Genomic DNA, 12,634 nt, shown 5'->3' on the forward strand with positions numbered 1-12,634 from the left:
GCCGATCGCACCCGGGGTGATGGTGACGTTCGTGTTGCGGGCCTTCTCCACGCCGTTCTCGTACAGGATGCCGGTGGTACCGGTCTGCGTGTACGTCACGTGCTCCCACTGACCGCGCGGCAGCCCGTACGTCGTGTCCGCCGGCTTGACGTCCTGCTTGGCCGTGTAGTCGGTCATCGACAGCGACGTCCGGAAGGCGGTACCGGTCGTGAACAGGTAGCCGTTGCCCATGCTGCCGCTGGTGTTGCCCAGCCCGTAGAACATGTACGGCGTGCCCTGGGTCGAGTCGATCTTCACGTCGAAGTCGACGGTGATCGAGTTCAGCCCCTGCATGATGTTGTTGGGGAGCTTGACGCTGGTGTCGGTGCCGTTGAAGCCCAGCCCGTTGTCACCGCCCAGGTCCGCGGTGCCGAGGACCGTGCCGTCGTGGCCGTTGCCCGAGGAGTCGTGGGCGGCCGTGCCGTCGGTCTCGTCCAGCTTGTAGTCCAGGACCAGACCGGTGGTGACGCCGGCCTCCGCCGTGCACACGGGCGCCGTCGCGGGAAGGGCGTCGGTCCTGTTGATCACGATCTGGTTGGGGTGCGCGCTGACCAGGGGGTCGGTGACCGAGGCCGGGGCGTTGGTGGTCACCACGATCCGGTCGCTCATCCCGACGTATTCGGCCTTGGCCGCATACGGGTCGACATCGTCCGACGGGTCGTCGGGCGTCGTGTCGGCAGGGTTGATCGCGGCGTACGCCGCGTCCTCCAGTGCGCCGATCTGATCGAAGGTGAACTGGCTCTTCGCACCGGTGGGGGAGGGCCAGAGCGTCGGGGTGTTCCCGGCGGAGTCCTTCCAGTCCGGCGGCCGCTCGGCGTTGTCGACGTCGCGTGTGTAGTCCGCCGGGAAGATGAGGACCGGCCCGATGTTGGGGTCCTCGAACGCATCGAGCGCCCCGTTGTACTCCTTCATGGCCTGCAGTTCCTCCGCCTGCAGGTTCGCGTCGTTGGCGCGGTCCACCACCTCGCCCGAGGACAGGGCGTGGTCGTAGATGCGGAAGTCCCGCATCCGGCCCTTGAAGTACTTGTCATTCGCGTACAGGGACTTGCCGAGGAAGTTCGCGGTCGTCGTCCCGCCGCCGATCGCACCCGGGGTGATGGTGACGTTCGTGTTGCGGGCCTTCTCCACCCCGTTCTCGTACAGCACGCCGGTGGTACCGGTCTGCGTGTACGTCACGTGCTCCCACTGACCGCGCGGCAGCCCGTACGACGTGTCCGCCGGCAGAATGTCCTTCTTCGCCGTGTAGTCGGTCAGCGACACCGACGTACGGAAGGCGGTACCGGTGGTGAACAGATAACCGTTGCCGTTGCTGCCGCTGGTGTTGCCCAGGCCGTAGAACATGTAAGGCGTGGTCTGGGAGGAGTCGACCCACACGTTGAAGTCGACCGAGATCGAGTCCAGCCCCTGCATGATGTTGTTGGGAAGCTTGACGCTGGTGTCGGTGCCGTTGAAGCCCAGCCCGTTGTCACCGCCCAGGTCGGCGGTGCCGAGAACCGTGCCGTCGTGGTTGTGGCCCGAGGAGTCGTGGGCGACCGTGCCGGAGGTTTCGTCCAGCTTGTAGTTCAGCACCAGGCCGGTGGTGATGTCCGCCTGCGCGTTCGAAGCGATCGTCAGCAGCCCCGCGCCGGTGGCCAGCACGAGGGAGATGGCGGTGACGAGACCGGTACGCATCGGCCGTCGCCGCAGGAGCGGGACGTTTGTCCGGGTGTCTGCTGCTGGGTCGTTGTTTCTCAACATGTGCTGCCTTTCGAGTCGGGGAGATCCCTCTCGCTTTTTCTGGTCACTTCTGGGGGGTTCTGCCGATGTGGGGTGGCACTGTCGCGATCAACAAACCCGGTGCGGCCTTGGCTGCGGCCAGTCCCGTGAGCGCGTGGCGGGAGCCTCGGCGGCACCCATTTGTCATGAACGCCACGTCGACGTCCATGGCGTAAGAATCAGGGCGGGCCCGGCCCCCGGACCATGGGTATTCCTACGGGTATTTACGGGGTCCTTATCCCTGGGCATCGCCCGGGAGGCTGCCGCCTCACACCCCCAGACCGGCGGGCGGCGAGCCCGGTGGGCCCCGGGCCGGCACCACCGGGGCGCTCGACACCGCCTCGTAGGCGGCCCGTTCGAAGACGAACCGGTTGAGCGGCAGGTCGCCCCGCTCCTCGCGGTCGGGCCGGCGGAAGGCGGACCGGTGACCGTCGTGGGGGTCCATGCCGATACGGGCCATGAGGGCCCGGCACCGCCCGATGCCGCAGGGGCAGTTGAGAAGGGGGCCGGGCGGCCGGGGGCCGGACGCGGGAAGGCATGCCCGGCCCGAGGCCGTCCCGCGAACCCCTTACCGCGCCCGCCGCTACTGCTACTCCTGCAACTCCTGCTGCTGCCCGTACAGGCTCTCCACCTGCTCCGCGAAGTCGCGCGTGATCGTCTCGCGGCGGAGTTTCATCGACGGGGTGAGGTGGCCGGCCGACTCCGTGAAGTCCCTGGGCAGGATGGTGAAGCGGCGGATGGACTCCGGGCGGGACACCAGTTTGTTGGCGTCGTCGATCGCGCGCTGGAGTACGGCGTTCAGGTCCTCGTCGTCGAGCAGCAGCTCCGCCGGGACCGGGTGCTTGCCGCGTATCTGACGCCAGTGGGTGAGACCGTCGAGGTCGAGGGTGAGGAGAGCGGAGACGTAGGGGCGGCCGTCGCCGAGGACCATCGCCTGGGAGATCAGGGGGTGCGAGCGCAGCCAGTTCTCCAGGGGCGCGGGGGCGACGCTCTTGCCGCCCGCCGTGATGATCATTTCCTTCTTGCGGCCGGTGATCGTCAGATAGCCCTCGTCGTCCAGCTCGCCGAGGTCGCCGGTGGCGAGCCAGCCGTCGGGCGCGGCGGGGACCACTCCCCCGGCCGCCGGGTCCCAGTAACCGCGCAGCACGTGCTCGCCCGCGACGAGGATCTCGCCGTCGGCCGCGATGCGGATCTTCGTGCCGGGCATGGGCCAGCCCACCGTCCCCAGACGGGGTTTGAGCGGCGGGGTCAGCGTCGACGCGCCCGTGGTCTCCGTCAGGCCGTAGCCCTCGTAGATCTCGATGCCCGCGCCCAGGTAGAAGGAGGAGAGGCGGCGGCCGAGCGGGGAGCCGCCGCAGATGGCGTAGCGGACGCGGCCGCCCATGGCGTTGCGGATGCGGCGGTAGACGAGCGGGTCGTAGAGGGCGCGGGCCGCGCGGAGGGTGGCCGCCGGGCCGGATCCGGCGCCGGTCTTCTGTGCCTCGACCGCCTCGCCGTAGCGGCGGGCCACGCCGACCGCGCGGTCGAAGGACGACACCCGGCCGCCCGTCTCCGCCTTCGCGCGGGCCGTGTTGAAGACCTTCTCCAGCATGTACGGGATGGCGAGGAGGCAGGTCGGTCTGAAGGCGGCCAGGTCCGGGAGGAGGTCGTCGGACCTGAGGCTGGGGGCGTGGCCGAGGCGGACGCGGGCGCGGACGCAGGCGATGGCGACCATCCGGCCGAAGACGTGGGACATGGGGAGGAAGAGGAGGACGGAGAGGCCCTCGCCGTTCGGCTGGTCTCCCCTCGGCTTCTCGCCCCTCGGCTTCTCGCCCCTCGGTTTGAAGACCGGGGAGAGGAGTTCGATCGCGTTGTCGACCTCGGCGAAAAAGTTGCCGTGGGTGAGCGCGCAGCCCTTGGGGCGGCCGGTGGTGCCGGAGGTGTAGATGAGGGTGGCGAGGGTGTCGGGGACGAGCATCCCCCGGCGGATCTCCACCTCGGCGTCCGGGACGTGCGCGCCCGCCTCGATCAGCCGGTCCACATGCCCCTTGTCCATGACCCACAGGTGACGGAGGTCGGGCAGCCGGTCGAGCTCGGGGCCGAGCGCCGCCGCCTGCCCGGCCGTCTCGGTGACCAGGGCGACCGCGCCGGAGTCGTGCAGGATCCAGCGGGTCTGGAAGACGGAGGAGGTCGGGTAGACGGGGACGGTGACCAGGCCCGCCGCCCAGGCCGCGAAGTCGAGCAGCGTCCACTCGTACGTCGTGCGGGCCATGATGGCGAGCCGGTCGCCGGGCACCAGGCCCTCCGCTATCAGCCCCTTGGCGACAGCGTGGACCTGGGCCGCGAAGCGCTCGGCCGTGACGTCCGTCCAGACGGCGTCGCCGTGGCCGTCCTTGTGCTTACGGCTGAGGACCACCGCCTCGGGGGCGGCGGCCGCGTTGTCGTAGGGCAGATCGGCGAGCGACCCGTACGTCACCGTCCGCGCCAGCGCCGGCACGGACGCCTCCCGTACCACGCCGTCCAGCCGTCGCGTCTCGGGCTTCACGAGGGCGGGGGCGGCGGCGTCGTGGTAGTCGGCGGAGGCGTAGGCCGCGCCGGCGGCTGAGTACGGGGTGGACACGGGCGGCTCCCTGAGCGTGCAGCGACGAAACTGCTTGCTGCATGACGTACGTACTTAGCGCACCGCGGCGTTCAACCGGGATGCCCCCTAAGGAGAGGGTTACCGGGTTACCGCCGGTTGGGTACGGGATCGTACGGCGCTCACGTGTGGGACTTGTGCGTGTTCCGGGATGTTCCCGGGTCAGGGGTGTGCAGTCTCGGGGGTTATATGAGGAAACTTCAGGTTCGTTCCGGGGTTCGTTCCGGGTTCTTTACCGGGTCGGGCTTCAGGCTCGCTCCAGGATCGCGGTCACGCCCTGCCCGCCCGCCGCGCAGATCGAGATCAACCCCCGTGCGGGGCCGCCTCGTTCGGCGAGCAGTTTGGCAAGCGTCGCCACGATGCGGGCGCCGGTCGCCGCGAAGGGGTGGCCGGTCGCGAGGGAGGAGCCGGCGGTGTTCAGCCGGTCGCGGTCGATCGGCGCGAGGCCCTGCTTCTCCCAGGCCTCCAGGGTCGCCAACACCTGGGAGGCGAAGGCCTCGTGGACCTCGAAGAGGTCGAAGTCCCCGATCCCCAGGCCGGTCCGCTCCAGCATCCGCGGGACGGCGTGCGCGGGGGCCATGAGCAACCCGTCCCGCCCGTCGGCCACATCGCCGCGCACGAAGTCCACGGCCGCCGTCTCGTACGCGGTCAGGTAGGCGAGCGGCTCCAGGCCCCGCGCCTCGGCCCACTCCTCGGAGGCGAGGAGCACGACCGCCGCGCCGTCCGTCAGCGGGGTCGAATTGCCCGCCGTCATCGTCGGGTCGGGGCCGTCGGTGCCGAACACCGGCTTCAGACGGGCCAGTTGCTCGGGCGTCGAGTCCGGGCGCAGGTTCTGGTCGCGGGCCAGGCCCCGGAACGGGACGACCAGGTCGCCGAAGAAGCCCCGCTCGTACGCCGCCGCGAGCCGCTGGTGACTGGTGGCCGCCAGCACGTCCTGGGCCTCGCGGCCGACGCCCCAGGCACGGGCGGTGACCGCCGCGTGCTCGCCCATGGACAGGCCGGTGCGCGGTTCGGCGTTGCGCGGGATCTCGGGGATCAGGTGCGCGGGACGGATCTGGGCGAGCGCCTTGAGACGGGCGCCGGTCGACTTCGCCCGGCGGGCCTCCAACAGGATGCGGCGCAGGCGGTCGTTGACGCCGAGGGGCGCGTCGCTGGCGGTGTCCGCGCCGCCCGCGATCGCCGACTCGGTCTGACCGAGGGCGATCTTGTTGGCGGCGGCGATCACGGCCTGGAGACCAGTGCCACAGGCCTGCTGGATGTCGTAGGCGGGGGTGCGGGCGTCGAGCTTCGAACCGAGGACGGTCTCGCGGGCCAGGTTGAAGTCACGGCTGTGCTTGAGGACCGCGCCGGCCACCAACTCGCCCACCACGCCCGGCACATCGAGCGCGTAGCGGTTCGCGAGGCCGTTCACGGCGGCCGTCAGCATCTCCTGGTTGGAGGCGGTGGCGTAGGGGCCGTCGGAGCGGGCGAAGGGGATGCGGGTGCCGCCGACGATCGCGACGCGGCGCACGCGCGGGAGTTCCGGCCGGGGCTGCGGCGAGCCGCTCCCGGCGACCTTCAGGTGGTTCCCCCGCTGGCTCGTCCGTCCTGGCTCCGAGGTACTCATCTCGACCTGCTCCTCACCCTTGACCTAGACTTACCCACGGTAACCTTACTTCGGAGTAAGGATCCCGTACGTGGCCCGCTCGTGGCCCCGTACGGGGTCCCGTGAACCGTGTGCGCCGAGCCCGTGGGAGATCATCATGGCCGACCGCTATCTGAGCTTCACCGCCACCGCGCCCGGCCGCCTCCTCACCCGACGGCTCGGCCTCCCGCAACCGGCGCCCCTCCGCCGCTGGTCGGCCGAACGGCCTTCCCTGGAAGGCGACTTGCTCCACCTCACGGCCGGTACGTCCACGCTCCCCGACCTCGGGGCGGCGCTGGCCCGTACGGGGCTGAAGACTTCGGCGCAGGGCGGCTCGGTGGCCGCCGTCGTCCTGGACGCGACCGGTGTCCGGGACGTCGACTCGCTCGCCGAGGTGCACGCGGCGCTGCACCCGGTGGTGCGGTCGGTCGCGGCGAGCGGGCGGGTGGTGGTGCTGGGCGCGGCCCTCGACGCCGGGGACCACCACCAGGCGGCCGTGCAGCAGGCGTTGGAGGGGTTCGTACGGTCGCTCGGCAAGGAGATCGGGCGCGGGCGGACCGTGAACCTCGTCCGGCTGAGCGGCGACGCGACCGCCGCCGAGTCGACCCTGCGGTTCCTGCTCTCCCCCAAGTCGGCTTATATCAGCGGGCAGATGATCGAGGTGGGGGCGGCGGGTGCGGGTGCTCGGGAGTCCGGGTCGCCCGGTGACTGGGACCGGCCGCTCGCCGGGCGCACCGCCCTGGTCACCGGGGCCGCGCGCGGGATCGGTGAGGCGGTCGCCGAGACGCTCGCGCGGGACGGCGCGCGGGTCGTCGTCCTGGACGTGCCGCAGGCCGAGGCGGACGCCCGCCGGGTCGCCGAACGGCTGGGCGGCACCGCCCTCGTCCTGGACATCACGGCCGCCGACGCGGGCGAGCGCATCGCCGCCCAACTCCCCGACGGACTCGACGTGTTGATCCACAACGCGGGGATCACCCGAGACCGACGGCTGGTCAACATGCCTGCCGACAGATGGAGTTCGGTCCTCGACGTCAATCTGGCGAGCGTGCTGCGCACGACGGACGCGCTGCTCGCCAAGGGCGCGCTGCGGTCGGGCGGGCGGATCGTGGCCACGGCGTCCATCTCCGGGCTCGCGGGCAACGTCGGGCAGACGAACTACGGCGCGAGCAAGGCGGGCGTCGCCGGTCTGGTCCGCTCCCTCGCGCCGCGCGCGCTCGCCGCGCACGGGGTCACCGTGAACGCGGTCGCGCCGGGCTTCATCGAGACGAGGATGACGGCCGCGGTGCCGCTGTTCATCCGCGAGGCGGGCCGCCGGATGAACTCCCTCGCCCAGGGCGGACTGCCCGTCGACGTAGCCGAGACGACGGCGTGGCTCGCGCACCCCGCCTCCGGCGCGGTGAACGGGCAGGTCGTGCGGGTGTGCGGCCAGAGCCTGCTGGGGGCGTAGTGGCAGCGGCCAAGGTTCTCTCCGGTGCCCCGTCGCTCGGCCCGCTGCTCGCGCTCGGTGCCCTGCGCTCGCCCTTCAAACGGCCCCGGCCGGGCGTCGCCTTCTCCGGCGGGCGGCTCGTCCTGCCCGGACTGCGCGTCGACCTGGCCCGGCTCGCCGCCTACGAGCGGGTGTGCGGCTTCCCGACCGGCGAGGACGCCCTGCCGCTCACCTATCCGCACGTCCTGGGCTTCCCGCTGGCCATGAGCATCATGAGCGGCCGGGACTTCCCCCTCCCACTCCTCGGCCTCGTCCACACCTCGATCGAACTCACCCGCCACACCGCCCTCACGGCCACGGGCACATACGAACTCACCGTGTACGTCGAGAAGTTGACCCCACACCGAAGGGGCACGGAGGCGGTCGTCGTCACCGAGTTGCGAAACGGGAACAGGGGCGGGGACGGAGAGAGGGCCGGGGATGGAGAGAGGGGCGGGGACCGGGACGGCGGCGGCGCGGTCGTGTGGGAGTCGACGAGCACGTATCTGGCCCGGCACCGCACCGCGGCACAGCCCTCGCCCCCGCCCTCGCCCTCACCGAGGGAGGCGGAACCCGGTCCGCTCCCGGTGCTCGACGAGTGGCGGCTCGCCGCCGACGTCGGCCGCCGCTACGCCGCCGCCTCCGGTGACCGCAACCCCATCCACCTGCACCCCCTCACCGCCCGCCTCTTCGGCTTCCCCCGCGCCATCGCCCACGGCATGTGGACCGTCGCCCGCTGCCTCGCCGCCCACGGCACCCCCCAGACGGTCCGGGTCCGCGCCGACTTCCGGGCACCCGTCCTGCTCCCGGGCACGGTGACCTTCGCGTCGGACGGCGCACGGTTCGCACTGCGCGGCCCGGGAGAACAGGGCCGCGTCCATGTCACGGGGCGGGTGGACCCGCTCATCTAGCGGACCCGCTCGTCTCGTGACCCGCCTGAAGCGGCTAGAACTCGCCCTCCGGTGGGGACCAGGGGTGGCCGTTCATGAGGTTGGCCAGGCCCGACCAGGCGAAGTTCATCAGGGTGGCCGCTGCCTGGCGGGCCGTGACGGTGTCGGTGGTGTTGGACCAGGCGGCGAGGGACTCGGCTGCGCCGACCAGGGCCTCGGCGAGGCCGGCCACCTCGCGTTCGGGGAGGTCGGGGTCGTGGTGGGCCTCGCGGGCGGCGACCAGGATCAGGTGGGTGACGAACGCGACGATCTCCTCGCGCATCGCCGCCACCTCGCCCGCGAACGGCTCGCCGTGCGTGCGGGCTTGGAGGTGCAGGACGGACCATGCGTGCGGGTGCTGCGCGGTGTGCGCGAAGAACGCCCGCAGTCCGTCCCAGAGTTGGCGGTCTGCGGGGAGGTCGGTGCGGACGCCGGTGCGGACCGCCTCGACCAGTGCCTTCGCCTCGCGCCGGATGCAGGCGGTGAAGAGGTCTTCCTTGGAGTTCAGGTACAGGTAGACCAACGGCTTGGACACGCCCGCGAGTTCGGCGATCTCGTCCATCGAGGCGGCCATGTAGCCGCGGCGGCCGAAGGTCTCCACGGCGGCGTCCAGCATCTGCTGCTCACGGACCGCACGCGGCATCCGCTTGGTCTTCACGGCACCCATGGGGCAAGACTAGTTCGCCCCCGGCGACCGTCAGGAAGCCTGGGCGGAGTCGATCGCCTCGTCCTCCTGGGACCGGTTGGCGTCCAGGTTGGCCTTCATGCGGTCCACGCGCTCCACGACCTGGACCGACGCGCGGTCGCGCTCCTTGCGCAGCACCACGAAGCTGATCGGCGCGGAGATCACCAGCGAGAGCAGGACGATCCACATGATGTTGGAGTCGCCGAGGCCGCGCGGCATGACGCCCGAGTAGACGAGGCCCCAGACGACCACGAGGCAGCCGGCGAAGACACCGAGACGCATCAGTGTGTAGCGGAACATCTCAATCCACATCTTCCGTAACGAACGGTTCCAACCGAACAGTGCCGACCGAACAGTGCCAACCAGTGAATCCCAGTGAAGCACGCTGCCCCGTCGATCTTCCGGCGGGGTGCGCGGGTCACGTCAGCGGCAGCAGCATGAATATGTCGTCCCGGTCGTCCCCCGGAGCGGCGCGGATCGCGCCGGGCACCCGGCCGACCTCCTTGTAGCCGCAGGCGGCGTAGAAGCGTTCCAGGCCGTGTCCGCCGCGGCAGGTGAGCCGGATCGCCTCGATGCCGTCGAGGCCGCGGGCGGCTTCCTCGGCGGCCGCGAGCAGGTCCCGCCCGTACCCGCGGCCCTGGTGCCTGGGGTGCACCATCACCGTGTACAGCCACAGCCAGTGCCGCATCAGCCGGTGCGTGTTGAAGGAGAGGAACGCGGTCGCGGCGACCGTGCCCGACGCGTCCCGGCCGACCAGCAGCCGGGTGCGGCCCTCCGCCATCGCGACGAAGTGCTTGACCAGCTCGGGCCGTATGTCGTCCACCGTCACCGGCGCGACGAAGCCGACCGGGCCGCCCGCGTTCGACACGTCCGCCCACAGGGCGAGGACGTCCTCCCTGAGGGCGGGGGTTATCTCGGGGTCCAGGGTGAAGATCAACGTCATCGTGGTGCCGTCACACTCGCATGGCCTGCGGCGACTCGCGGCGCGCCGGGTCGGGACCGTCGTACTCGCGGATGATCTCGTACCGCGTGTTGCGCTCCACCGGGCGGAAGCCGGCGTCGCGGATGAGGTCGAGCAGGTCCTCGCGGGTCAGCTTGTTCGGGGTGCCGTAGTTGTCGGCGTCGTGCGTGATCTTGTACTCGACGACCGAGCCGTCCATGTCGTCCGCGCCGTGCTGGAGGGCCAGTTGGGCGGTCTGGACGCCGTGCATGACCCAGAAGACCTTGACGTGCGGGACGTTGTCGAAGAGGAGGCGCGAGACCGCGAAGGTCTTCAGGGCCTCCGCGCCCGTCGCCATCTGGGTGCGGGCCTGGAGGCGGTTGCGGACCTTGCCGTCCTTCATGTCCACGAAGTCGTGCTGGTAGCGCAGCGGGATGAAGACCTGGAAGCCGTTCGTCTCGTCCTGGAGCTCACGCAGCCGCAGGACGTGGTCGACGCGGTGCTTCGGCTCCTCGATGTGGCCGTACAGCATGGTGCACGGGGTCTTGAGACCCTTCTCGTGCGCCAGCCGGTGGATGCGCGACCAGTCCTCCCAGTGGGTGCGGTGGTCGACGATGTGCTGCCGGACCTCCCAGTCGAAGATCTCCGCGCCGCCGCCGGTCAGCGACTCCAGACCCGCGTCGATCAGCTCGTCCAGGATCTCGGACGCCGACAGGCCGCTGATCGTCTCGAAGTGGTGGATCTCCGTCGCCGTGAACGCCTTGAGCGAGACGCTCGGCAGGGCCGCCTTCAGTTCGCGCAGCGAGCGCGGGTAGTAGCGCCAAGGGAGGCTGGGGTGCAGCCCGTTGACGATGTGCAGCTCGGTGAGGTTCTCGCCCTCCATCGACTTGGCGAGCTTCACCGCCTCCTCGATGCGCATCGTGTACGCGTCCTTCTCGCCCGGCTTGCGCTGGAAGGAGCAGTAGGCGCAGGACGCCGTGCACACGTTGGTCATGTTGAGGTGGCGGTTGACGTTGAAGTGGACCACGTCGCCGTTCTTGCGGGTCCGCACCTCGTGCGCGAGTCCGCCCAGCCAGGCCAGGTCGTCCGACTCGTACAGCGCGACGCCGTCCTCACGGGTCAGCCGCTCACCGGCCCTGACCTTCTCCTCCAGCTCGCGCTTGAGCCCGACATCCATGCCCACACCTCTCCTAGACAGACCTGTTAAACCGTACGCCGTCGGGCTCAGACTTCTTCCGGCAGCTCTCCGACGCGGTTCTCCCACTTCGTGGAGAGCACGATGGTCGTACGGGTCCGGGAGACGCCCTTCGTGCCCGACAGCCGCCTGATGATCTTCTCCAGGCCGTCGACGTCGTTCGCCCGCACCTTGAGCATGAACGAGTCGTCGCCGGCGATGAACCAGCAGTCCTCGATCTCGCCGAGCTCCTTCATCCGGTTCGCCACGTCCTCGTGGTCGGCGGCGTCGGAGAGGGAGATGCCGATGAGGGCGGTGACGCCGAGGCCGAGTTGGGCTGCGTTCACCGAGGCGCGGTAGCCGGTGATGATGCCGGCCGCCTCCAGCCGGTTGATGCGGTCGGTGACGCTGGGTCCCGACAGTCCGACGAGGCGTCCCAGCTCGGCGTAGGAGGCCCGGCCGTTCTCCCGCAGAGCCTGGATGAGCTGCCTGTCCACCGCGTCCATGTGCGATCGAAGCCTTCCGCTGAAAGTCTGAAGTGGTCTGGAGAGGTCTGAGGTCTCTGAGGGGTCTGAGGGGTCTGAGGATGTGTCGAGGGCTCAGGTCGGGTGCGGGCCCGCGCCCAACTCGCCCTCCCACCGGCGGTAGAGCCCGTGTGTCACGCCCGCCGCGTCGAGGACCCGGCCCGCGACGAAGTCGACCAGGTCCTGGATGTGGGTGGCCCCCGCGTAGAAGGCCGGCGAGGCGGGCACGACGCTCGCGCCCGCGTCGTCCAGGGCGACGAGGTGGCGCAGGGTCTGCCCGTTCAACGGGGTCTCCCGTACGGCGACGACGAGCGTCCGGCGTTCCTTGAGCGTCACGCTCGCCGCCCGCTGGAGCAGGTCCTTGGACAGGCCGAGGGCGACTCCGGCGACGCAGGCGGTGGAGGCGGGCACGATGAGCATGCCCCGCGTGCGGTACGACCCCGAGGACGGCCCGGCGGCCAGGTCACCGGCGCTCCAGTACCGCACCCGGTCGCCGTCGCCGACTGTGTCGCCGTCGCCGCCCGGTCCGAGGTCGATGTCGAAGGTGCCCGGTTTGCCGTCCGCGCCGCGTGCCAGCCATGCGCGCAGGTCGTCACGCCAGTGGGCGTCCCGGAAGGAGATCCCGGTCTCGTCGAGGAGCGTGAGCCGCGAGGCCCGGCTGACGACCAGGTCCACGCTCTCGCCGACGGCGAGCAGCGCACGCAGCACGGCGGCGGCATAGGGCGTACCGGACGCCCCGGACACCCCCACGATCCAAGGCACGCGCTGCGTTTCTCCTGCGTTCACACCTTGAGCGTACCCGTGGGTCACCGCACACTCAGGACCGGCCGGGCCTGAAGCCCGCACACCACCTTCACTCCCTCCGCACCTTCATTCACCCGT

Annotated in this window: 12 protein-coding genes; 2 read left to right on the forward strand and 10 right to left on the reverse strand. The window is 70.7% G+C overall.

What is annotated here, in order from left to right:
* From BMZ82_RS42225 to BMZ82_RS32495, 4 genes are all read right to left on the reverse strand, one after another.
* Positions 1 to 1,710 (reverse strand): LamG domain-containing protein (locus BMZ82_RS42225; RefSeq protein ID WP_256252240.1); only part of this gene is annotated, 1,710 nt, incomplete at its 3' end.
* 352 nt (positions 1,711 to 2,062) lie between these two features.
* Positions 2,063 to 2,254 carry a hypothetical protein gene (locus tag BMZ82_RS32485; protein ID WP_093780983.1) on the reverse strand — a complete coding sequence of 64 codons (192 nt, stop codon included), beginning with the start codon at positions 2,252 to 2,254 and terminating at the stop codon, positions 2,063 to 2,065.
* A gap of 129 nt (positions 2,255 to 2,383) precedes the next feature.
* Positions 2,384 to 4,393 carry an AMP-dependent synthetase/ligase gene (locus tag BMZ82_RS32490; RefSeq protein ID WP_093780984.1) on the reverse strand — a complete coding sequence of 670 codons (2,010 nt, stop codon included), beginning with the start codon at positions 4,391 to 4,393 and terminating at the stop codon, positions 2,384 to 2,386.
* Positions 4,394 to 4,658: 265 nt separating this feature from the next.
* Positions 4,659 to 6,017 carry an acetyl-CoA C-acetyltransferase gene (locus BMZ82_RS32495; RefSeq protein ID WP_256252241.1) on the reverse strand — a complete coding sequence of 453 codons (1,359 nt, stop codon included), beginning with the start codon at positions 6,015 to 6,017 and terminating at the stop codon, positions 4,659 to 4,661.
* Positions 6,018 to 6,153: 136 nt separating this feature from the next.
* Here BMZ82_RS32495 and BMZ82_RS32500 point away from each other — a divergent pair, with 136 nt between their 5' ends.
* Positions 6,154 to 7,482, forward strand: coding sequence for a 3-oxoacyl-ACP reductase (locus BMZ82_RS32500; RefSeq protein WP_093780985.1), 1,329 nt, complete (start codon positions 6,154 to 6,156; stop codon positions 7,480 to 7,482).
* Positions 7,482 to 8,411, forward strand: a complete 930-nt coding sequence (locus tag BMZ82_RS32505) for a MaoC family dehydratase (RefSeq protein WP_256252242.1) — start codon at positions 7,482 to 7,484, stop codon at positions 8,409 to 8,411. The genes BMZ82_RS32500 and BMZ82_RS32505 overlap by 1 nt, the downstream gene beginning before the upstream one ends.
* Before the next feature lie 34 nt (positions 8,412 to 8,445).
* On the opposite strand, the gene BMZ82_RS32510 is transcribed toward BMZ82_RS32505, so the two are convergent.
* The 6 genes from BMZ82_RS32510 to BMZ82_RS32535 all read right to left on the reverse strand — a co-directional run bounded on the left by BMZ82_RS32510 (position 8,446) and on the right by BMZ82_RS32535 (position 12,514).
* The gene (locus BMZ82_RS32510; RefSeq protein WP_093780987.1) at positions 8,446 to 9,096 is read right to left on the reverse strand and encodes a TetR/AcrR family transcriptional regulator; all 651 of its coding nucleotides are present in this window, start codon (positions 9,094 to 9,096) and stop codon (positions 8,446 to 8,448) included.
* Between the two features lie 30 nt (positions 9,097 to 9,126).
* A complete protein-coding gene (locus tag BMZ82_RS32515; protein ID WP_093780988.1) occupies positions 9,127 to 9,414 on the reverse strand; it encodes a DUF4229 domain-containing protein in 288 nt (95 codons plus the stop codon).
* Positions 9,415 to 9,532: 118 nt separating this feature from the next.
* On the reverse strand, positions 9,533 to 10,057 hold the full coding sequence (locus tag BMZ82_RS32520; protein ID WP_093780989.1) for a GNAT family N-acetyltransferase: 525 nt from the start codon (positions 10,055 to 10,057) through the stop codon (positions 9,533 to 9,535).
* A gap of 10 nt (positions 10,058 to 10,067) precedes the next feature.
* Positions 10,068 to 11,231, reverse strand: coding sequence for an aminofutalosine synthase MqnE (mqnE, locus tag BMZ82_RS32525; protein WP_093780990.1), 1,164 nt, complete (start codon positions 11,229 to 11,231; stop codon positions 10,068 to 10,070).
* A 47-nt stretch (positions 11,232 to 11,278) separates the two neighbouring features.
* Complete coding sequence (locus tag BMZ82_RS32530) at positions 11,279 to 11,734, reverse strand: Lrp/AsnC family transcriptional regulator (RefSeq protein ID WP_093780991.1); 456 nt, start codon at positions 11,732 to 11,734, stop codon at positions 11,279 to 11,281.
* 93 nt (positions 11,735 to 11,827) lie between these two features.
* Entirely contained in the window at positions 11,828 to 12,514 is a 687-nt protein-coding gene (locus BMZ82_RS32535; protein ID WP_093780992.1) for a UbiX family flavin prenyltransferase, read from the reverse strand.
* Positions 12,515 to 12,634 lie beyond the last annotated feature (120 nt).

Source organism: Streptomyces sp. yr375, from assembly GCF_900110755.1.
Taxonomy (GTDB): Bacteria; Actinomycetota; Actinomycetes; order Streptomycetales; family Streptomycetaceae; genus Streptomyces.

What these genes read in the sequence shown, in the direction of transcription:
- BMZ82_RS32485 (WP_093780983.1), bottom strand. Translation starts at nt 2,254, where the DNA reads ATGGCCCGTATCGGCATGGACCCCCACGACGGTCACCGGTCCGCCTTC.
- BMZ82_RS32495 (WP_256252241.1), bottom strand. Translation starts at nt 6,017, where the DNA reads ATGAGTACCTCGGAGCCAGGACGGACGAGCCAGCGGGGGAACCACCTG.
- BMZ82_RS32500 (WP_093780985.1), top strand. Translation starts at nt 6,154, where the DNA reads ATGGCCGACCGCTATCTGAGCTTCACCGCCACCGCGCCCGGCCGCCTC.
- BMZ82_RS32510 (WP_093780987.1), bottom strand. Translation starts at nt 9,096, where the DNA reads ATGGGTGCCGTGAAGACCAAGCGGATGCCGCGTGCGGTCCGTGAGCAG.
- BMZ82_RS32515 (WP_093780988.1), bottom strand. Translation starts at nt 9,414, where the DNA reads ATGTTCCGCTACACACTGATGCGTCTCGGTGTCTTCGCCGGCTGCCTC.
- BMZ82_RS32520 (WP_093780989.1), bottom strand. Translation starts at nt 10,057, where the DNA reads ATGACGTTGATCTTCACCCTGGACCCCGAGATAACCCCCGCCCTCAGG.
- mqnE (WP_093780990.1), bottom strand. Translation starts at nt 11,231, where the DNA reads ATGGATGTCGGGCTCAAGCGCGAGCTGGAGGAGAAGGTCAGGGCCGGT.
- BMZ82_RS32530 (WP_093780991.1), bottom strand. Translation starts at nt 11,734, where the DNA reads ATGGACGCGGTGGACAGGCAGCTCATCCAGGCTCTGCGGGAGAACGGC.